The sequence below is a fragment of the Jiangella alba genome (genome assembly GCF_900106035.1).
Classification (GTDB): domain Bacteria; phylum Actinomycetota; class Actinomycetes; order Jiangellales; family Jiangellaceae; genus Jiangella; species Jiangella alba.
In genome coordinates, this window is sequence record NZ_FNUC01000003.1 from 499,865 (window position 1) to 520,196 (window position 20,332).

14 protein-coding genes are annotated in these 20,332 nt (G+C 74.9%); 8 read left to right on the plus strand and 6 right to left on the minus strand.

The features are described 5' to 3' along the window. Positions 1–75: 75 nt before the first annotated feature. The gene (gene fahA, locus BLV02_RS37050) at positions 76–1,260 is read right to left on the minus strand and encodes a fumarylacetoacetase (RefSeq protein ID WP_216094370.1); all 1,185 of its coding nucleotides are present in this window, start codon (positions 1,258–1,260) and stop codon (positions 76–78) included. After that, entirely contained in the window at positions 1,257–2,084 is an 828-nt protein-coding gene (locus BLV02_RS37055) for a hypothetical protein (protein ID WP_069113055.1), read from the minus strand. Before BLV02_RS37055 ends, fahA begins: the two co-directional genes overlap by 4 nt. A 105-nt stretch (positions 2,085–2,189) precedes the next feature. On the opposite strand from BLV02_RS37055, the gene BLV02_RS04990 reads away from it, so the two are divergent. From BLV02_RS04990 to BLV02_RS05010, 5 genes are all read left to right on the plus strand, one after another. Beyond that, a complete protein-coding gene (locus BLV02_RS04990) occupies positions 2,190–3,392 on the plus strand; it encodes a homogentisate 1,2-dioxygenase (RefSeq protein WP_069113056.1) in 1,203 nt (400 codons plus the stop codon). 81 nt (positions 3,393–3,473) lie between these two features. Beyond that, entirely contained in the window at positions 3,474–4,451 is a 978-nt protein-coding gene (locus BLV02_RS04995; protein WP_069113057.1) for a DUF6263 family protein, read from the plus strand. A gap of 86 nt (positions 4,452–4,537) precedes the next feature. Further along, positions 4,538–7,699, plus strand: coding sequence for an NHL domain-containing protein (locus tag BLV02_RS05000; RefSeq protein ID WP_143045044.1), 3,162 nt, complete (start codon positions 4,538–4,540; stop codon positions 7,697–7,699). Beyond that, on the plus strand, positions 7,696–8,166 hold the full coding sequence (locus BLV02_RS05005) for a hypothetical protein (protein ID WP_069113059.1): 471 nt from the start codon (positions 7,696–7,698) through the stop codon (positions 8,164–8,166). The genes BLV02_RS05000 and BLV02_RS05005 overlap by 4 nt, the downstream gene beginning before the upstream one ends. A gap of 50 nt (positions 8,167–8,216) precedes the next feature. Further along, positions 8,217–11,435: an NHL domain-containing protein gene (locus BLV02_RS05010; RefSeq protein WP_069113060.1), complete on the plus strand. Its 3,219-nt coding sequence runs from the start codon at positions 8,217–8,219 to the stop codon at positions 11,433–11,435. Between the two features lie 53 nt (positions 11,436–11,488). Here the strand turns inward: BLV02_RS05010 and BLV02_RS05015 are convergent, their stop codons facing one another. From BLV02_RS05015 to BLV02_RS05030, 4 genes are all read right to left on the minus strand, one after another. Then, on the minus strand, positions 11,489–11,986 hold the full coding sequence (locus BLV02_RS05015; RefSeq protein ID WP_069113061.1) for a hypothetical protein: 498 nt from the start codon (positions 11,984–11,986) through the stop codon (positions 11,489–11,491). A gap of 98 nt (positions 11,987–12,084) precedes the next feature. Further along, positions 12,085–14,901 carry an AfsR/SARP family transcriptional regulator gene (locus BLV02_RS05020; RefSeq protein WP_069113062.1) on the minus strand — a complete coding sequence of 939 codons (2,817 nt, stop codon included), beginning with the start codon at positions 14,899–14,901 and terminating at the stop codon, positions 12,085–12,087. A 731-nt stretch (positions 14,902–15,632) separates the two neighbouring features. After that, positions 15,633–16,556: an ABC transporter permease gene (locus BLV02_RS05025; RefSeq protein ID WP_069113063.1), complete on the minus strand. Its 924-nt coding sequence runs from the start codon at positions 16,554–16,556 to the stop codon at positions 15,633–15,635. Then, complete coding sequence (locus BLV02_RS05030) at positions 16,553–17,458, minus strand: ATP-binding cassette domain-containing protein (protein WP_069113064.1); 906 nt, start codon at positions 17,456–17,458, stop codon at positions 16,553–16,555. Before BLV02_RS05030 ends, BLV02_RS05025 begins: the two co-directional genes overlap by 4 nt. Positions 17,459–17,592: 134 nt before the next feature. On the opposite strand from BLV02_RS05030, the gene BLV02_RS05035 reads away from it, so the two are divergent. From BLV02_RS05035 to BLV02_RS05045, 3 genes are read left to right on the plus strand one after another with little or no spacing between them, the layout of a single operon-like run. Next, on the plus strand, positions 17,593–18,786 hold the full coding sequence (locus tag BLV02_RS05035; RefSeq protein ID WP_069113065.1) for a sensor histidine kinase: 1,194 nt from the start codon (positions 17,593–17,595) through the stop codon (positions 18,784–18,786). Further along, entirely contained in the window at positions 18,783–19,460 is a 678-nt protein-coding gene (locus BLV02_RS05040; protein WP_069113066.1) for a response regulator transcription factor, read from the plus strand. Before BLV02_RS05035 ends, BLV02_RS05040 begins: the two co-directional genes overlap by 4 nt. Beyond that, positions 19,457–20,239 (plus strand): HAD family hydrolase, encoded by a 783-nt coding sequence (locus BLV02_RS05045; protein WP_069113067.1) that lies wholly within the window; start codon positions 19,457–19,459, stop codon positions 20,237–20,239. Before BLV02_RS05040 ends, BLV02_RS05045 begins: the two co-directional genes overlap by 4 nt. Positions 20,240–20,332: the final 93 nt, after the last annotated feature.

Consider the following 20,332-nt stretch of genomic DNA (forward strand, 5'->3'; position numbering starts at 1 on the left):
GGCCGAACCGTCGCCCTGTGGACAACCAGGACCATCAAGGAAACGGGCTGCCAGAGTGACCCGTTTCGTTGATGATCATGGGTGGACGGTGCCGGTGACCTCGCCCAGCGCGATGCGACCGCCCGCCGGGCCCGGGGCGGTGGCGCGGATGGTGACGGTGTCGCCGTCGAGCAGGAAGGCGCGGGATGAGCCGTCGGCCAGGGTCACGGGCTCGGCGCCGTTCCAGGTCAGTTCCAGGAAGCAGCCGCTGCCGCCGGGGCGGGGCCCGCTGATGGTGCCGGACGCGTAGAGGTCGCCGGTGCGTAGCGAGGCGCCGTTGACGGTGAGGTGGGCCAGCATCTGCGCCGGCGTCCAGTACAGCGAGCGCAGCGGCGGCCGGGAGACCACCGTGCCGTTCCACTCCACCTCGAACGACACGTCCAGCCCCCACGGCTCGGCGTCGCGCAGGTAGGACGCGACCGCGGGCGAGCGCGGCGGCGGCGCCACCCGGGCGTGCGCCAGCGCGGCCAGCGGCACCACCCACGCGGACACCGACGTGGCGAACGACTTGCCGAGGAACGGGCCGAGCGGGACGTACTCGAAGGCCTGGATGTCGCGCGCCGACCAGTCGTTGACCAGCACCATGCCGAACACGTGGTCCTCGAACGCCCCGACCGGCACCGGCGACCCGAGCGCCGACGGCGCCCCGACGACGAAGCCCGCCTCGGCCTCGATGTCCAGCCGCAGCGACGACCCGAACTCGACCGGCGAGCCGGGCCCGCCCGCCCGGCGCAGTCCGGACGGCCGCGCCACCGCGGTGCCGGAGACGACGACGGTGCCGGCCCGGCCGTGGTAGCCGATCGGCAGCTGCCGCCACGCCGCCGGCAGCGCCGGGTTGGCGGGGCGGAACAGCCGGCCGACGTTCTCGGCGTGCGTCTGCGAGGCGTAGAAGTCGACGTAGTCGGCCACCTCGAACGGCAGCCGCAGCGTCACGTCCGCCGCCGGAACGAGGTGCGGCGAGACGAGGTCGCGGTGCCGCGGGTCGGTGACCAGCTCGAGCAGCCGCGCACGCACGGCGTCCCAGACCGGTCGCCCGGCGGCCAGGAACGGGTTCAGGGTGGGGTGGGCGAACAGGTCGGCGCCGGCCAGCGGCGCGAGGTCGAGCACCCACGAGCCGACGGCGGCGCCCACCCGGGGCGAGCCGCCGGCCACCGAGAAGACGCCGTACGGCAGCGTCCACGCGTCGAACGGGTCGTCGTCGCTCAGCGCGAGCCAGGTCACGGTGCCACCAGCCCGAGCTCGCCCAGCTCGGCCAGCGGCTCGGCGATGCTGCACGAGCCGTACGACGCGAACCAGCGGCGCACCGGAGCGGCGCCGAGGTCGCCGACCTCGGCCGCCAGCGCGGCGCCGTCGTCGATCGACAGCGCCGCCGCGACCTCGGCCGCGGAACCGCCGCCGGCCGCCCGGCCCACGGCCAGCAGCAGGTTGAGGAACCCGTGCTCGGACGGACGGCGCACGGCGTGGTGCAGCCCGGCGGTGAACTTGAACGCCACCCCGCGGTCGAGGCACGCGAGGACGAACGCCGCCACCTCGTCGCCGGACGGGACGGCGTCGGCGGCAGGCCCGCCGGTGCGCAGCTTGGCGCGGTACCCGGAGTCGGTGATGACGTCCAGGGCGGTCTCCCAGCCGAACTCGCGCGGCACCTCGACGTAGGCCGGCTCGTCGTCGTCGGGCCCGCCGAGCGCGGCGTCGAGCGCGGCCACCGTGCGGCGCGCGTTCTCGCCCAGCGGCGACCCGCGCAGCGGCACCTCGACACCGCGCAGCACCAGGCCGGCGTCCTGCGCGACGGTGTCGGCGGCGGCCAGCACGCCGGCCGTCCCGGTGTCGACGACGACGGCCACCTCCAGCGGCGCCGGCGCCTCGCGCACCAGCCCGGCCAGCGTTTCCAGTGACGACGCGGGGCACAGCAGCGGCCCGACCAGCGCGGCGTACCAGGCCGAACGGTGCCCCACATGCGCCGGCACGGCCTCGGGCAGCGGCAGCGAGCCGGGCGGGAACACGGCGGCGTCGTCGATCAGCCGCTCGAACAGCGGGGGAATGGGCATGGCTGGTCTCGTCCTCCTTGACACCTGTCGGACCCATCCTCGACCCTGGTCGATATACGGGCAAGTGCGTCCGATATCCGAACAACTGCCGAGAAGGTGACGGAGATGTTCTACCGCAGCGTCGGCCAGGTCCCGCCCAAGCGGCACACCCAGTTCCGCAAGCCCGACGGCGGTCTCTACTACGAGGAGCTGATGGGCGAGGAGGGGTTCTCGTCCGACTCGTCGCTGCTCTACCACGAGGGCGTCCCGTCGGCCATCGTCGACTCCCGCATCTGGGAGCTGCCCGACGCCCGCACCGTCGCCAACCACCCGCTCAAGCCGCTGCACCTCAAGCCGCACGACCTCTTCCCGGGCAAGGACTGGAAGGCGTTCGACGTCGTGACGGGGCGGCGGCTGCTGCTCGGCAACGGCGACGTCCGCATCGCCTACGTCGCGGCCGGCGAGTCGTCGCCGCTCTACCGCAACGCCATCGGCGACGAGTGCGTCTACGTCGAGGACGGCGAGGCCACGCTCGAGACGATGTTCGGCCTGCTGCGCGTGCGCAAGGGCGACTACGCGATCATCCCGCGGGCCACGGTGCACCGCTGGGTCCCGACGGGTGACGGCCCGCTGCGCGCGTACGTCGTCGAGGCCAACTCGCACATCACGCCGCCGAAGCGGTACCTGTCGCGGTTCGGCCAGTTCCTCGAGCACGCGCCGTACTGCGAGCGCGACCTGACGGCCCCGGCCGAGCCGTACGTGACGGTGGGCGAGGACGTCGAGGTGTACACCAAGCACCGCGGCCACGGGCCGTCCGGGCTGGTCGGCAGCATCGTCACCTACCCGACGCACCCGTTCGACGTGGTCGGCTGGGACGGCTGCCTGTACCCGTACACGTTCAACGTCGACGACTTCGAGCCGATCACCGGGCGCATCCACCAGCCGCCGCCGGTGCACCAGGTGTTCGAGGGCTACAACTTCGTCATCTGCAACTTCGTGCCGCGCAAGGTCGACTACCACCCGCTGGCCGTGCCGGTGCCGTACTTCCACTCCAACGTCGACTCCGACGAGGTCATGTTCTACTGCGGCGGCGACTACGAGGCGCGCAAGGGCTCGGGCATCGGGCAGGGCTCCATCACGCTGCACCCGGGCGGCCACTCGCACGGCCCGCAGCCGGCCGCCATCGAGCGGGCGCTGGGCAAGGACTACTTCGACGAGCTGGCGGTCATGGTCGACACCTTCCGGCCGCTGGAGATCGGCGAGGCGGGCCAGCAGAGCGACGACGGCGCCTACGCGTGGAGCTGGAGCGGCCGCGGCCCGACAGGCTGAGGCGCGTCGTCCTGGCGCTGGTTGCCGGCGCAAGCGGCTAGAGTGCGGGCGATCCATCCGACCCGTTCTGAGGAGTTCCCTGTGCGCCGCATCACCGGCTGCCTGCCGCTGGCCGCTGCCCTGCTCGTCCTCGCCGGTTGCGGCGACGACTCCGGCGGCGGCTCGGAGGAGACCGCGGCGCCGTCCGCGACCGCGTCCGACGAGACCGAGCCCGAGAGCGAGGGTGAGGACGAGGGCGAGGACGAGCCAGTCGCCGACGTCGCCTGCACCGACGGCCCGCCGCAGGCCGTCGTGGCCGATGCCGGCGACGAGCCGCGCGCGCTGATGGAGCTCACGCCCACGGCCGGCGACTCCGCCGCCACCACCATGACCATGACGACGACCACCAGCACCACCATCGACGGCGAGTCGCTGCCGGCCGCGCCGGTGCCGCCGATGACGATGGGCATGGTCATCACCGTCGACGACGTCACCGACGACGAGATCACCATGACGGTCGTCTACGACAGCGCCGAGATCGAGGGCGGCGACCCCACCGCGCAGGGGCTGCTCGACACCATGGTCGGCCTCACCGCCACCGTCACGTCCACGCGCAGCGGCGCGTTCATCGACGGCGGCTACGACACCGAGGGCCTCGACCCGTCGCTCGTCCCGCTGCTCGAGCAGTTCGAGTCGCAGCTGTCCAGCCTCACCGTCCCGCTGCCCACCGAGCCGGTCGGCGTCGGCGCCACCTGGGACGTCGCCACGAGCGCCGACCTCCTGGGCGGCACGCTCTGCAACGTCTACACGTACACACTGACGTCGTTCGACGGCGACTCCTACGAGATGACCGCCGAGATCGCGCAGCAGGGGCAGCCGGGACCGCTCGAGATGGGCGGGGCCACGGCGGAGCTGGAGGAGCTGACCGGCTCCGGCAGCGGCACCACCGGCGGCCGGCTGAGCTTCCCGGTCGCCGTCTCGGGCAGCAGCGACATCACCACGTCGACCGTCATCACGGCCGACGGGCAGACGATGGAGCAGGAGTCCAAGGTCCAGATGGAGCTCACCCCGCGCGACTGACGTGCCGAAAGGCGCGTGAAAGTCAGAGGAAAGCGGGCCCTGTCACGATCTCCGGCGGTACCTGATCCGCCGGAGGGGGAACGTCGTTGTCGTTCAGAGCACTGCTGCCCGGGTTGCTGCTCGCCACCGGGGCGGCGGCTCCGGCGGGGGAACCGCCGGAGCCGCTGCCCGGTGAGGTCGTCGCCGTCGCGGGCAGCGGCGACGAGGGCTACTCGGGCGACGGCGGGCCGGCGGTCGACGCGCGGCTCAACGTCGACGTGCGGCTGTCCACCGGCCCCGACGGCACGCTCTACGTCGCCGACCGGGCGAACGGCCGGCTGCGGTTCGTCGACGGCGACGGCGTCATCGACACCGTCCCGGGCACCCGCGCCGCGGCCGTGCCGGAGCCCGACACGGCGAACCCGCCGATCGCCAGCGCCGTCGGCCCCGACGGCAGCATCTACGTGGCCGGCGACCGGGACGTGCGCCGCATCTCGCCGGACGGCGAGGTCACCGTGCTGGCCGGAGCCGGCGAGGACGACATCGAGCACGGCGACGCCGACGGCGGCGCGGCCGCCGACGCACGCATCCGCTCGCCCGAGGACATCGCCATCGACCCGGCCGGCGACGTCATCCTCGCCGACAGCGGCAACGGCCGGATCCGCCGCATCGGCGCCGACGGCGTCATCACCACCATCGCGGGCGGCGGCGAGGAGCAGGTCGAGGACGCCCTGGACGGCCCCGCCACGCAGGCCGAGCTGTACACGCCGGTCAGCGTGGCCGTCGACGGCGCCGGCACGGTGTACTTCACCCTCCAGATGAGCCCCGACGTGTACGAGGTCGGCCCCGACGGCGTGCTCGGCGTCATCGAGGGCGACGAGCTCGCGGTGCTGGACCGGCGCGAGGACCTGATCGGCGAGACCGATCTCGGCGGCCGCCGGCTGGCCGTGGGTCCGGACGACGAGCTGTACGTCACCGACGCCGCCAACGGCCGGCTGCGGGTGCTGCGTGACGGCATGATCGAGGTCGCGGGCCCGCTGCCGGCCACCGTCGGCGACATCACGGTCGCCGCCGACGGCACCGTCCTCTACGTCGACGGCACCCGGGTGTGGCGGCTCCCGCAGACCATCGACGAGCCGGCCGACCCGATGACGCCGGCCGGGTCCTCGTGGCCGGACCGCGATCCCGGCGACGTCGTCGAGGTGGCGGGCGCGGCGACGGGCCGCGAGGTCGCGTCGCCGCCGGTGCGACTGCCCGACCCGTACCTCGGGCCGCTGTCCGTCGCGGCGGGCCCGGACGGCGTCAGCTACGTCGCCGACCCGTCCCAGCACGTGGTGCACCGGGTCGGCGCCGACGGCGAGGTGAGCGTCGCGGCCGGCACCGGCGAGCAGGGCGGCGGCGGCGACGGCGGGCCGGCCGACAAGGCGCAGCTGGACAACCCGGTGGGCGTCGCCGTCGACCCGGACGGATCCCTGTACATCGCCGACTCCGCTACGCGCACCGTCCGCCGGGTCGGCGCCGACGGCGTCATCAGCACCGTCGCCGGCAGCGGGGCCTCCGGTGACGACGAGCCGCCGCCGGTCTGCGTGGGCGAGCCGGCGACCGAGGCCGTGCTCGGGATGCCGTCCGACGTCGCCATCGGCCCGGACGGCGCGCTCTACCTGTCAGACTCCAGCCGCGGGCTGATCTGCCGGATCGGGCCCGACGGCCTGCTCACCCGGGTGGCCGGCGGCGGCGAGCTGTGGGCGAAGGACGCCGACGACGAGCCGGCGCTCGAGGCCAGCCTCTGGGAGCCCGGCGCGATCACCGTCGACGCCGACGGCAACGTCTACGTCGTCGAGGACGGCCGGCCGTACGTGCGCATGGTCCGGCCCGACGGCACGCTCGTCGCGTTCGCCGGCGACAGCCTGTTCGGCCTGGACGAGGGCGGTTTCGCGGGCGACGGCGGGCCGGCCGTGACGGCCGAGCTGAACACGCCGGGCGACGTCGTCGCCGGGCCGGAGGGCGTCTACATCGCCGACGCGTTCAACAACCGCATCCGCCTGGTCGGGCCCGACGGCGTCATCGAGACGGTCGCGGGCACTGGCGCCCGAGTGGACTCCGGCGACGGCGGCCCGGCTGCCGAGGCGGGCCTCAGCGAGCCGATCACCGTTGACGTCGCGCCCGACGGCGCCCTCGTCGTCGCCGGCACCCGTGAGGACCGCGTCCGGCGCATCGGCCCCGACGGCGTCATCGAGACCGTCGCCGACTTCACCGTCGACGACGGCACCTCGCCCGAGCCGGCCGATGCCGCGACCCTCGCCACGCCCATGGCCATCGCCGTCGCACCGGACGGCACCCTGCTCGTCGCGGAGCCGCGGCAGCAGCGGCTGCGCCGCCTCGACGGCGCCGACCTCGTCGGAGTGGGCCCGGCCAGCCGGCGGCTGGGAGACCTCTGGCGGATCGCCACCGGTCCCGGCGGCGAGGTCTACGCCACGCTGGCCGACGCCGTGGTGCGGGTGCATCCCGACGGCCGGCGGGTCACCGTCGCCGGCGGCGGGCGCGCGGAGCAGGCGGCGGTGGAGGACGCCCAGGCGGTCGGCCTGACGATACGCCCCGGCGACGTCGCCGTGGGGCCGGACGGCCGGGTCCACCTGTTCGACCTCGCGACCCAGCGGGTCTACTGGGTCGACCACCAGGGTGCGCTGAAGGCGACGCCCGGGTTCGACGACGTCACGTTCGAGCTGCCGTCCGGACTCGCCGTCGGCCCCGACGGCACCGCCTACGTCACCGACGAGGGCGCCAACCTGGTGTACGCCGCGGCGCCGGGCGAGCCGGCCGAGGTCTTCGCGGGCGTCGGCGAGAGCACCATCATCAACGGCGACGCCGGCGACGGCGGGCCCGCTGCCGACGCGATCCTGCAGTCGCCCGCCGACGTCGAGACCGACGCCGACGGCAACGTCTACGTGGCCGACCTCGTCGGGATCCGGCGCGTCGACGCCGAGGGCACCATCACCACCGTCCTCGATGCCGAACCGAACGAGGAGACCGACCGCTGGATCACCACGCTGGCGGCCGGCCCCGGCGGCGACCTCTACGCCGTCGACAGCGCGACCCGGCAGGTGATCGCGCTGGTCCGGCCCGGCGAGATCTCCGGCGGCTTCCCCTGGTGGACCGCCGGCGCCGGTGCGGGCGCGCTGCTGGCCGCCGCGGCCGGCGTGGTGCTGGTGCGCCGCCGCCGGGCGGTCACCGACCCTGATCCCACCACGGAAGGACGAACAACCCCATGAGCAGCGACGACGACGGCAAGGTGTTCGACGGGTACGCCCGTCTCTACGGCCCGCTGACGGTGGCCGGGCTCGGCCTGATCTTCAAGCCGATGTTCGACGACCTCCGGGTCGACGTCGAGACCGGCGGCGTCGAGAGCCGGTTCGGCAACCTCTGGGAGACCGCCGCGAACCACAACGGCGACCCGGCGGTGCTCGGCATCATGCTGGCCCTGATCCTGATGTCGCTGACGCTGGTGGCGACGTTCCGGCCGCGGTCGGGCGGGCTGCCGGTGGGCATCGCCGTCGTCTGCCTGCTGATCATCATCATGCTGATCACCAAGCCCGGCACCGGCGATCCCGCGCCCGACCTCAGCCCGGACGGCCTCTCGTCGATGGCCGTCGCGGTGTTCGCCCTGGTCCTGGGGGTGGTGCACGCCGTGCACTTCACCCGCTGGAGCCGGGGACGCACGCCGTCCGCCCTGCGCTGACCGACCGGCCGGCCGACCCGCCGGCGACCGACCGACCCGATGGGGGAGACGTGTTCAACCGGGCGCTGCTACCTGCCCTCCTGCTCACCGGCGGCCTGCTGGCCGCCGCCGTTCCCGCCGCAGGCGAGACACCGCCGCCGGAGGAGATCCCCGGCCTGCCGGTCGTCGTCGCGGGCACCGGTGAACGAGGCTACTCCGGCGACGGCGGCCCGGCCGTGGACGCCCGGCTGAACGACGAGCTCCGGTTCGCCGCCGGACCCGACGGGACCCTCTACGTCGCCGACCGCTACAACAAGCGCGTGCGGGTCGTCACCCCCGACGGCGGCATCGACACCCTGGCCGGCTCGCTGAGCCGGCGTGCGCCGGAGACCGACGGCATCGAGGTGCCCGGCCTGGGCACGTACAGCCCCAGCAACGCGCCGACCGCCACCGCCGTCGGACCCGACGGCAGCGTCTACGTCGCCGGGATCCGGGACATCCGCCGGTTCGCCCCCGACGGCACCGTCACCGTGATCGCCGGCGGTGGCGAGGAGCGGCCGCCGGACGGCGCCGACCCCGGCGGCGACGCGCTCGACGCCTACCTGCACGATCCCGCCGACATCGCCGTCGACGCCGACGGCATGGTCTACGTCGCCGACACCGACAACAACCGGATCCGCCGCATCGGCCCGGACGACATCATCACCACGATCGCCGGCGGCGGTGAGGACCACCCGGCCTCGGCCGAGGGGCAGCCGGGTTCGAGCCTGAACACCTACGCCCCGACCAGCGTCGCGGTCGACTCCACGGGCAGCGTCTTCTTCACCATCGAGATGGACGGCTCGGTGTACGAGATCGACTCGGCCGGCATCCTGCACGTCATCTCCGGCGAGGACATCGCCCTGCAGGCGGAGGGCGAGACCGCCGGCGACGCCGCGCTCACCGGCGGCCGGCAGCTGGCCGTCGACGCCGACGACAACCTCTACATCACCGACCTCGGCAACGGCCGGCTGCGGATGCTCGGCGCCGAGGACGGCCAGCTCACGACCGTGGCCCCGCTGCCGTCCGGCGCCGAGGACATCGTGATCGGCGGCGACGGCACGCTCTACTACGGCCTGGGGAGCCGGATCTTCCGGGTCAGCGACCCGGGTGCGCCGGTGCCGCCCGCCGAGCCGGTGGAACCGGCCGGGTCACCCTGGCCGGACGCGGAACCCGGCGACCTCGTGCCCGTGGCCGGCGCCCGCGGCAGTGCGGACGTGCTGCCCGAGACCGTGCGCCCGGTCGACCCGGCGGCCGGCCCGGCGACGGTCGCGACCGGTCCCGACGGCGTCAGCTACGTCGCCGACACCAGGGGCAACGTCGTCCACCGGGTCGACGCCGATGGCGCCGTGTCGGCCCTGGCCGGAACGGGCGAGGGCGGCTTCGCCGGCGACGGCGGACCGGCCACGGCCGCGCAGCTGAGCGGACCGGACGGCCTGGACGTCGACGCCGCGGGCAACGTGTACGTCGCGGACGCCGGCAACGCCAGGATCCGCCGCATCGGCGCCGACGGGCGCATCGAGACCATCGCGGGGGCGGACCGGCCCGACGACGGCGAGACCGTGGCGGCGTGCGTCGGCGAGGCGGCCACCGACGCCGTGCTCAGCTACCCGGTCGACGTCGTCGCCGCGCCGGACGGCACCGTCTACCTGGCCGACCGCGACCTCGGCATGATCTGCCGCATCGGCACCGACGGCCTGCTCACGCGGGTGGGCGGCGGCGGCGAGCTGTGGTCCGACGACGCCGACGACGAGCCCGCCGTCGAGGCCAGCCTGTGGGAGCCGAGCGCGATCGACGCCGACGCGGCGGGCAACCTCTACGTCATCGAGCGCGGCCGTCCGTACGTGCGGATGATCCGGCCCGACGGCGTGCTCGTCCCGCTGATCGGCGACAGCTACTACGGCCAGGACGAGGGCGGCTTCGCCGGCGACGGCGGGCCGGCCGCCGAGGCGGAGCTGAACACGCCGCTCGACCTCGCCGTCGCGCCCGACGGCGGCCTCTACGTCGCCGACACCTTCAACGGCCGGGTCCGGCACGTCGACGCAAGCGGCGTCATCACGACGGTGGCCGGCACCGGGTCGCCGGAGGCGAGTGGCGACGGCGGCCCGGCGGCCGAGGCCGGCCTGGGCGAGCCCAGCGGCATCGACGTCGGCCCCGGCGGCGAGATCGTCGTCGCGAGCCAGAGCACCGACCTCGTCCGGCGGATCGGCGCCGACGGCGGCATCGAGACGCTGGCCGACTTCCGTGCGGCGGAGGCAGCGGGCGAGCAGCTCGGCGAGGCGGAGCTGTCTCCGGGCATGAGGATCGCCGTCGGCCCGGACGGGACGCTGGCCATCGCCGAGTCGGCCGCCCTGCGACTGCGCAGCACCGATGGCGACACCCTCACCGACCTGCTGCCCGGCGGCACGGCGGAGCTGGCCCAGGTCGGGGAACTGGCCGCCGGCCCTGGCGGCGAGCTGTACGCGATCCTCGGGCAGACGGTCGCCCGGGTGTACCCCGACGGGCGCAGCGTCGTCATCGCCGGAGGCCGCCCCTCGGACGACACCCCGATCGTCGACGGCACCCTCGCGACCGCGCAGTCGCTGGCGCCGCGCGACATCGCCGTCGGCCCCGAGGGCACGGTGTTCGTGCTCGACAACGTCCGCAAGGCGGTGTACGAGATCCGCGCCGACGGCACCATCGCCACCGTGCCGGGGTACGCCGACGTGCTGTTCGGCGAGCCGGTCGGGCTGGCGGTGGGCGGCGACGGGACCGTCTACGTGTCGGACGCCTCGTACCACCTGGTGTACGCCGCGGGGCCGGACGAGGACGCGCGCAAGATCGGCGGCAACGGCGACGACCTGTACTACACGGACGACACCGGCGACGGCGGCCCGGCCACGGAGACGCAGCTCGCCCTCCCCGGCGACATCGTCGTCGACGCCGCCGACAACGTGTTCGTCCAGACCCCGAACGGGGTGCGCCGGATCGCACCGGACGGCACCATCACGACCGCGGTGTGGGCTCCGGACCAGTCGGATGACCGGCTCACTCCGGGTGGGCTGGCGCTCGGCCCCGGCGGCGACGTCTACGTCGTGGAGAGCACCCACCGGCAGGTGTTCGCGCTGGTCCGGCCCGGCGACGTCACCGACGGGTTCCCGTGGTTCCGGGCCGGCCTCGGCGCCGCGGCCACGGTGCTGCTGGCCGGCGCGGCGGTGCTGGTGGTGCGCAGACGGCGGGAGCGGACGCCCCCCGAACGTCCGCTCCCGTGAAGTGTGCGGCCCGGGTCACGCGTGGGGGCGTGACCCGGGCCGCGGTCCGTCCGTCAGCCGCACTCCGACTGGACGCTCTCGCCCAGCCGCTGGCTGACCTCGGTGAGGTCGCCGAGCTGCTCGAGCTCCTCGAGCGCCTCGGGGTCGGCCGGGTCGATGTTCGCCAGCGACTCCATGGCGTCGGCCATCGCGGTCCAGTCCGCGGCGACGTCGTCCGGCGCGGCGGCGGCGAGGTCGCGGTAGACGTCGACCAGGCCGGACGCGGCGTCGGGGTTGGTGGCCGCGCTGCCGCTGAGCAGGTCGTTGCCCATCGACTCCAGCAGCCCGCAGTAGTCGCCGTCACCGGCGGCCGCGGCGTCGTCGCCCTCGGCGTCGTCAGCCTCGGCGTCGCCGCCCTCGGAGGGCGGCGGCTCGGTCATGGTCAGCTCGAGCTCGTCGGCGCTCGGCGGCTCGGGCGCCGGCGGGTCGTCGGACCCGCAGGCGGCGGTGGCGAAGATCAGGGCTATGCCGGCCAGCGGAACGATGGCTCGGGAACGGATCGTCGATTTCACGCACTATCTCCGGAACGTCAGTGTGATCTGGCTCGGATGAACCGAGCCGACGATCCCAGGCGCCGCTACACCGGCACTACATGCGCGCTGACCAGCGGTCAGGCAGGGCGGCGGGCGTCGCGGCCGCGGCGCAGCACGTCGGGCATGCGCGGCACCGGTGCGCCCAGCAGGTCGCCGGCCTCGTCGCTGGTCAGGCTGCGCATCTCGCGCAGGAGGTCGGCCGAGCGGAGCCAGCTGTGCCGGGCGTCGCCGTCGCGGCCGAGCAGCCGCAGGATGTCGCCGCGCAGCCACCGCGCCAGTGCCTCGTCGACGCTGGAGCCGCAGGCCTGGAACGCCTCGATGGCCCGCTCGAGGCAGCCGAGGGCGCGCTCGGGCCGTCCGGCGTCGAGGTGGGCGTCGCCGAGGCGGAACAGCGCGATGCCGGTGAGGTGCGGCCTGTCGTCGAGCCGCAGCGCCTGCTCCTGGCAGGCGACGGCGTCGTCGAGCCGGCCGCCCAGGTGGTGGCCGACGCCGAGCCGGGTGAGCGTGAGCGCCTCGCCGCGGGCGTCGGCGATCTCGCGCTGCAACTCCAGCGCCCGGCGGTAGTGCGCGAACGCCTCGTCGGTGCGGCCGCGGTGGTGCAGGACGAAGCCGAGCGCGCTGCGGGCGTCGGCCTCGCCGTGGCGGTCGCCGCCCTCGTACGCCGCGCGGACCGCCTCGAGGCCGTGCTCGTGCGCCTCCGGCAGCCGGTTCAGCATGAAGTAGCCGTCGCTGAGGCTCTGGTGCAGCTTCGAGCGCCACCGCGCCTGCCCGGTGTCGCCGAGCGCCGACAGCGCCAGCCGGCCGATGGCGACGAGGTCGGCCCACCGGTCCTGGCTGCGCAGCGGGTGCGCCATGGCCGCGGCCAGCCCGGCCAGGATCGCCGGGCCGTCGCCGTCGAGCGCGGCGGCATGGATGGCGGCGGCGGTGATGTTGTCGGACTCCGCGCGGACCCAGGCCGAGATGGCCGGGCCGTCGGGGAGGTCGGGGCCGGGTTGCGTGCGGCCGGGCCGCGTCGTCTCGGGGCCGATGGCCGCGTGCTGGTCGGACCACGCGACGCTCATCCGCGAGGCCTGCCGTGCCGTCGCGAGGTAGTGGTGCAGCGCCCGGCGCAGCGCGTCGTCGCGGGCCGCCGGGGTCAGCGTCCGCTCGGCCCGTTCGCGCGCGTAGAGGCGGACGAGGTCGTGCAGGGTGAATCGGTCGCCCGGCGCCGCGATCAGCAGCTGCGTCTCGGTGAGCTGGTCCAGCGCCCGCCGCGTGGCCGCCAGCGTGCGCCCGGACAGCGCGGCCGCCGTGTGGACGGTGAAGTCGGCGAACCCGGCCAAGCCCAGGCTGGTGAAGACCGCCGCGGGCGCGTCGTCCAGCGCCGTGAACGCGACGTCGCAGCTGGCCCGCACCGCGAGGTCGTCGTGCTCGAGCTCGTCGAGGCGGTGCTGGGCGTCGTCCAGGCGGTCGCGCAGCGACGACAGCGTCCAGTCGGGCCGGGCCAGCAGCCGCGCCCCGGCCACCCGGACGGCCAGCGGGAGCAGCCCGCACAAGGCCACCACCTCGGCGGCGACCGCCGGTTCGGCGGCCACGCGGTCCGGCCCGGCGACCGCGGCGAGCAGTTCGGCGGCCTCGTCCGGGGCCAGCGTGCCCAGCGTCAGCCGATGCGCGCCGGCGATGGTCGAGAGCACCCGGCGGCCGGTGACCAGCAGCGCCGGTCCGCTGCCGGGCTCGGGCAGCAGCGGCCGGACCTGCGCGGCGGAGTCGGCGTCGTCGAGCACCACCAGCAGCCGCCGCCCGGAGATCGTCGAGCGGAACAGCGCCGCCGCTGCGGACCCGTCGGCCGGGACGTCGCGCTCCTCGACCCCGAGCGACCCGAGCAGCCTGACCAGCACGTCGTGCGGTGTCAGCGGCCGCACCCCGGGCGTCGCGCCGTGCAGGTTCACGTACAGCCGGCCGTCCGGGAAGCCGGCGGCGGCCGTGTGCGCGGCCCGCAGCGCCAGGGCGGACTTGCCGACGCCGCCCGGCCCGCTGATGGTCACGACGGCGCCGGCGGTCAGCCAGCCGGCCACCCGCCGCTCCTCGTCGCGACGCCCGGTGAACGCGGGGTCGTCGGGCGGCAGCTCTGCGGGCCGGCGTGCGTGCGCCGGCCGCGCCGACCGCGCCGGCCGCGGCGGGGCCAGCGCGGGGTCGTCCATCAGGATGGCCTGCTCCAGGTCGCGCAGCTCCGGGCCCGGCTCCAGGGCCAGCTCCTCGACCAGCACGGCCCGGGCCCGGCGATACACCCCGAGCGCGTCGGCCGTGCGGCCGGACCGGTGCAGCGCGAGCATGAGCTGGCGGTACAGCCGCTGCCGCAGCGGGTGCGCGGCCGTCAGCGCCGTCAGCTCCGCGACCAGCAGGTCGTGCTCACCGCGGCCGAGGTCGGCGTCGACGCGCAGCTCCACGACCGCGAGCCGCAGCTCGTCCAGCCGGGCCGCCTCGGCGCTGGACCCGGGCAGCTCCGCGTAGGCCGGCCGCCCGCGCCAGAGCGCGCCGGCCCGGCGCAGCAGGTCGGCCGCGCGGTCGAGGTCGCCGTCCGCCAGCGCCTCCCGGCCGGCCGCCGCCAGCCGCTCGAACTCCTCGTCGTCGGCCTCGCCGGGCCGCACCTCGAGCTGGTAGCCGGACCGGTCGTGCACGATGCGGTCGTCGCCCAGCAGCCGCCGCAGCCGGTGCACGTAGCTCTGCAGGTTCGCCCGCGCCGACGGCGGCGGCCGACCCTCCCACAACGCCTCCGTCAGCGCATCGGCCGACACCCGCGTGTTGCGGCGCGACAGCAGGACCGCCAGCAGCAGCCGCTGCTTCGCCGACGTGACCGGAACGGCCGCCCCGAGGTCGTCGTGGACCGTCAAGGGGCCCAGGACGCCGAACCTCATGGCACCTCCTGCTCTCCGGCCGCCGCGCCCCGGTAGCGTACTTCACCAGCGAACGACCTCCCGCCCGCAGACGAACGGGGGTGCTGCGTCGCCTGGCTCGGTGTCGGCGGACCGCGTTGCTTCGGTGCCGGCCGTTCGGGCTCGCCGTGGTGGTGCGCCCGTTTGCCGGGGTTGTGCCTGCCTTGTCGGGTTGCGGCCGCCTCGCCGGGGTTTGCGGTCCTCGCTGCGCTGGGTGGCGCCCGCTTTACTGGGGTTGCGGTCCTCGTTGGGCTGGGGCGTGGGCCACGTTGCCCGACGTCGGCGTTCGCGTTGGCCGGGTGCAAAGCCCGCCCGGCTGGGAGGGAGTCCCACCCTACGGGCGGGCACCGACACACTCGCGCGCGAACGCCCGCGCCAACGCCCGCCCGCCCGCGCAGTCGACTCGCCCGCGCCGCCACTCCGCCTATGCCGCCGACCTGCCGCTGAGCGACTTCGCCCGCGCCGCCACTCCGCCTATGCCGCCGACCTGCCGCTGGGCCACCTCGCCCGCGCCTCCACGTCGCCCACGCCCGGGCTGCCCGATTGCCGCCACACCAACCCGCCCGCCACACCAACTCGCCCGCCACACCAACTCGCCCGCCACACCAACTCGCCCGCTGCGCCAGGTCGGCGGCAGCGGGCGAGGGCAGCGGGCGAGGGCAGTGGGCAAGGGGCAGCGAGCGAGGGCGACGGCCGGTGGGCCGGCGCGTCGATCAGGTGACGTCGCGGTGTCGCATCACCAGCGCGCCCACCACGGCGAACACCACCAGGTACGCGGCCACCAGCAGCGCCGCCGGCCGGCCGTCGAGGACGGTGAGGACGCCGGGCGCGCCGTCGGGGTCGTCCGAGCCGCCGGCGCCCAGTGCGCCGGCCAGCGACCCCGCGGCCGTCCCCGGCAGCACGTTCGTCACGTACTCGATGCCGCTGAGCAGGTTGCCGACGCCGCGCAGCAGGTTCTCGATCACCAGCGACCACACCAGCCCGAGACCGACCGCCAGCGCCGGGCTGCGGGTCAGCACGCCGACCAGCACGCCGGCCATGGCCCACATGCCGAAGATCAGCAGCCCGCCCCCGACCGCCTCGGCCAGCGCGCCGAGCGCCGGCCACACGATGCTCTGCCCCTCGACGACGGCGATGAGGATCGACGCGGCGAAGTCCAGCGCCAGCGTGGCAGCGATCACGCCGACGACGGCGATGGCGACGGCGGCGAGCGTCCCGCCGAACGTCGACAGCCGGCTCGGGCCCTGCGTGAGCGCCGTCTTCCAGGTGCCCCAGCCGTAGCCGCTGCCGGCGGCCAGCGCGCCGAGGATGAACATGATCGCGCCGCCGAACATCGGCATGCCGCCGGTGAGCACCGACGGGATCGCGGCCGGCAGCAGGTCCGGCAGCAGCGCCGACGGCGGGACGCCCTCGTTGGAGAAGCCGGACGAGCCGGTCGAGTACGCGATGTAGTTGAACAGGTACGCGAAGGTGAGGTTGAGCAACAGCCACACCGTCGCGAGGATCCAGACCGCCGGCCACTTCCGCAGCCGCAGCAGCTCGGCCTTCGTGCTGGCGACCAGTCCGCCGATCATGGTGGGGACGGCGCGGGCCTCGCCGCGCGCGGTGGCCCGGCCGGTCATCGTCGCGGTGCTCATCGGTTCTCCTCCTCGTCGGTCGTCATCTCGAAGAACACGTCCTCCAGCGACCGCTCGGCCGTCCGGATCTCGTGGATGTCGGCGCCGGCCGCGACCAGCGCGCGGGCCAGCTCCGGCGCCCGCTCGTCGGACAGCTCCAGCCGGACGCCCGCGTCGGTGAGCTGGACGGCGTCGTCGCCGGCCACCTGCATCGAGACGGACAGCGCCACCTCCACGGGCTGCGCGCGGACCAGCAGCGTGCTGGCGCCGCGCAACTCGGCGACGGTGCTCTCGGTCAGCAGCCGGCCGTGCGCGATGACGCCGACGCGGTCGCAGATCTCCTGCACCTCGGCCAGCAGGTGGCTGGACAGCAGCACCGTCTGGCCCTGTTCGGCGAGGTCGACGACGAGCTTGCGCATGTCGGCCATGCCGGCGGGGTCGAGGCCGTTGGTCGGCTCGTCCAGGACCAGCAGGTCCGGCTCGCCGAGCAGCGCGGACGCGACGCCGAGGCGCTGCTTCATGCCCAGCGAGTACGACTTGAACGCGTCGCCGCCGCGCTCGGCGAGGTCGACGCGGTGCAGCGCGTCGTCGACCGCCTGGTCGGAGACGCCCTGGTAGCGGGCCATCACGCGCAGGTTGTCGCGGCCGGACAGGTAGGGGTAGAAGCCGGGACCCTCGACCAGCGCGCCGACTCGTGCCGTCGCGCCGGGCTCGCCGGGCGCGTGGCCCAGGATCGTCGCGGTCCCGCTGGTGGGACGGACCAGGCCGAGCAGCATGCGCAGCGTGGTCGTCTTGCCGGCTCCGTTCGGTCCGAGGAAGCCGTAGACCTCACCGCGGCGGACGGTGAGGCTCACGTCGTTGACGGCGAGCCGGTCGCCGTAACGCTTGGTCAGCCGTTCGGTGACCACGATGGTGTTCGTCATGGCTCCACGCTCCCGCGCAGCCGCCGTCGCCCGCGTCGTCCGCAGAGCGGCATCGGACGTACGCAGATTCGCGTAGTGCGGTTACGCCGCGTCGCCGACGCCGCGCGACCACCGCCGGTCCTAGGGTCGAGGGCATGGAACGGGTGCGGACCTGGCTGATCGACGCGGGCATCGCGCTGGCGCTGGTGGTGCTGGGCGTCGGCGGCACGCACGGCGCGTCCCAGGGACAGGCGTGGGCGCGCGACCCCGGCGTGGTCGCCTACACGCTGGTGGTCGTCGCCGCGCTGGCGTTGCTGCTGCGCCGGCCGTATCCGCGCACGACGCTGCTGATCAACGCGGCGGCACTGGTGACGTACCTGGCCGCGGACTACGCGTACGGCCCGATCATGATCACCGTCCCGGTGGTCATGTACACGCTCGGCTACCAGCTGCCGCTGCGCTCGGCGGTGCGCTGGGGCGGCGGCTACTACGCGGTGTTCTTCGCGGTGTCGACGGTGCGCCTGCTCGACGACTCCGGCACCGACGTGTGGCGGCAGGGCGCCGCGTGGGCCATCGCGTCGCTGGCGCTGTTCGGCGCGCCGCTGGCCATCGGGGCCGCGCTGAAGACCCGGCGCGAGTCGCAGGCCGACGTGCGCGCGGCGCTGGCCCGGCGCGCGGTGTCGGAGGAACGGCTGCGCATGGCGCAGGAGCTGCACGACTCCGTCGGCCACGGCCTCGCCGTCATCGCCATGCAGGCGGGCGTCGCGCTGCACGTCCTCGACCGCAACCCCGAGAAGGTGCGGGCCGCGCTGGAGGCGATCCGCGACACCAGCCGGTCGTCCCTCGACGGCCTGCGGGCCGAGCTGCAGGTGCTGCGCAGCCCGGTCACCGACGCCGCGCCGCGCAGGCCCGGCGCCGGGCTGGCCGGGGTCGGCGTCCTGCTCGACCGCATCCGGGCCGGCGGCGTCGAGGTGGTGGCCGACCTCGACGGCGCGTCCAGTGGCGACCTCCCGCCCGACGTCGACGTCGCGGCGTACCGCATCGTGCAGGAGTCGCTCACCAACGTGCTGCGGCACGCGGCCGCCACCCGAGCCGAGGTGCGCATCCGCCGGGCCGGCGGCGAGCTGCTGGTCGACGTGAGCGACAACGGGGTCGGCGGTGCACCGCCGCCGGCGCCGGGCGAGGACGACGGTTCGGGCACCGGGATCGACGGCATGCGGGCCCGCGCCGAGGCGGTCGGCGGCCGGTTGCAGGCCGGCCCGCGCACCGGTGGCGGGTTCGCCGTCCACGCGCGGCTGCCCCTGGCCGGCGCCGACCACGAACCGGACCTGTCAGGATCGACCTCATGACGGACGACGTGAGCAGTGTCATCAGAGTGGCGGTGATCGACGACCAAGCGCTGGTGCGCATGGGCCTGTCCACCCTGCTCGAGACCGAGGACGACACCGAGCTGGCCGGCGAGGCCTCCGACGGCCGGGCCGGCGTCGACCTCGTCCGGCGCACCAAGCCCGACGTCGTGCTGATGGACATCCGCATGCCGGTGCTCGACGGTCTCGCGGCGCTGCGCGAGATCACCGCCGACGCCGCGCTGGCCGACGTCAAGGTCATCGTGCTGACGACGTTCGAGCTGGACGAGTACGTGTTCGAGGCGCTGCGCGGCGGCGCCAGCGGGTTCGTCCTCAAGGACTCGCCGCCCGACGAGCTGCTGCACGCCATCCGCGTGGTCGCCGACGGCGGCAGCCTGCTCTCCCCGTCCGTCACCCGCCGCGTCATCGAGCAGTTCAGCGGGCGCGACGTGCCGGCCAGCACGCCGCACCCCGAGCTGGACCGCCTCACCGAGCGCGAGCGCGAGATCGTCGCGTGGGTGGCCACCGGCCGCTCCAACGACGAGATCGCCGCCGAGCTCGTCGTCAGCCCGGCGACCGTCCGCACGCACGTCAGCCGCGCCATGGTGAAGCTGCACGCCCGCGATCGCGCCCAGCTGGTGGTCTTCGCCGTCCAGTCCGGGCTCACGCAGCCGTGAAGGTCGTCGCCACCGACCTCGACGGCACCCTGCTTCGCGGTGACGGGACGGTGTCGCCGCGCACCCGGGCGGCGCTGGCCCGGGCCGAGGACGCCGGCGCGACCGTCGTGTTCGTGTCGGGACGGCCGCCGCGCTGGATCGACGTGCTCGCCGCGGAGGTCGGCTCGCACGGGCTGGCGATCTGCGCGAACGGCGCCCTCGTCTACGACGTGCGCCGCCGCGAGATCGTCGAGGAGCACGGCCTGCCCGGCGACGTCGCGCTCGAGGTGGCGCGGGCGATCCGGGCCAACGTGCCGGGCGCCACGTTCGCCATCGAGCGGCGGCTGACGTTCGGCCAGGAACCGTCCTTCCGCGGGACGTGGCCGACGCCCGACGGGACGGTCGTCGCGTCGCTGGAGGAACTGCTGGCCGAGCCGGTGTCGAAGCTGGTCGTCACGCATCCGTCGCTGTCCGCCGCCGAGTTCGTCTCGCGCGCCGCGGCCGTGGTGGGGTCGCTGGCCGCGGCGACCTACTCCGGCCACGCGGCCGTCCTGGAGGTCAGCCGCGCGGGCGTCTCGAAGGCGTCCGCGCTGGCCGCGCTCTGCGGTTCCCTGGGTGTCGACGCGCACGACGTGGTCGCGTTCGGCGACATGCCCAACGACGTCCCGATGCTCGCCTGGGCCGGCACGTCGTACGCCGTCCGCAACGCCCATCCCGACGCCGTCGCCGCCGCGTCGAACCGCTGCCCGTCCAACGACGAGGACGGGGTCGCGCAGGTGCTGGAGAAGATCTTCGCCTGACCCGGTTCCAATACGTGACAAGAGATGTCGTGATTCGCCGGGAGGCTGATGGGCGTACCGATTCTCGATGACTCGAATGGAGTCGATGTGACG

What these genes read in the sequence shown, in the direction of transcription:
- BLV02_RS37055 (WP_069113055.1), bottom strand. Translation starts at nt 2,084, where the DNA reads ATGCCCATTCCCCCGCTGTTCGAGCGGCTGATCGACGACGCCGCCGTG.
- BLV02_RS04990 (WP_069113056.1), top strand. Translation starts at nt 2,190, where the DNA reads ATGTTCTACCGCAGCGTCGGCCAGGTCCCGCCCAAGCGGCACACCCAG.
- BLV02_RS05005 (WP_069113059.1), top strand. Translation starts at nt 7,696, where the DNA reads ATGAGCAGCGACGACGACGGCAAGGTGTTCGACGGGTACGCCCGTCTC.
- BLV02_RS05020 (WP_069113062.1), bottom strand. Translation starts at nt 14,901, where the DNA reads ATGAGGTTCGGCGTCCTGGGCCCCTTGACGGTCCACGACGACCTCGGG.
- BLV02_RS05025 (WP_069113063.1), bottom strand. Translation starts at nt 16,556, where the DNA reads ATGAGCACCGCGACGATGACCGGCCGGGCCACCGCGCGCGGCGAGGCC.
- BLV02_RS05030 (WP_069113064.1), bottom strand. Translation starts at nt 17,458, where the DNA reads ATGACGAACACCATCGTGGTCACCGAACGGCTGACCAAGCGTTACGGC.
- BLV02_RS05035 (WP_069113065.1), top strand. Translation starts at nt 17,593, where the DNA reads ATGGAACGGGTGCGGACCTGGCTGATCGACGCGGGCATCGCGCTGGCG.
- BLV02_RS05040 (WP_069113066.1), top strand. Translation starts at nt 18,783, where the DNA reads ATGACGGACGACGTGAGCAGTGTCATCAGAGTGGCGGTGATCGACGAC.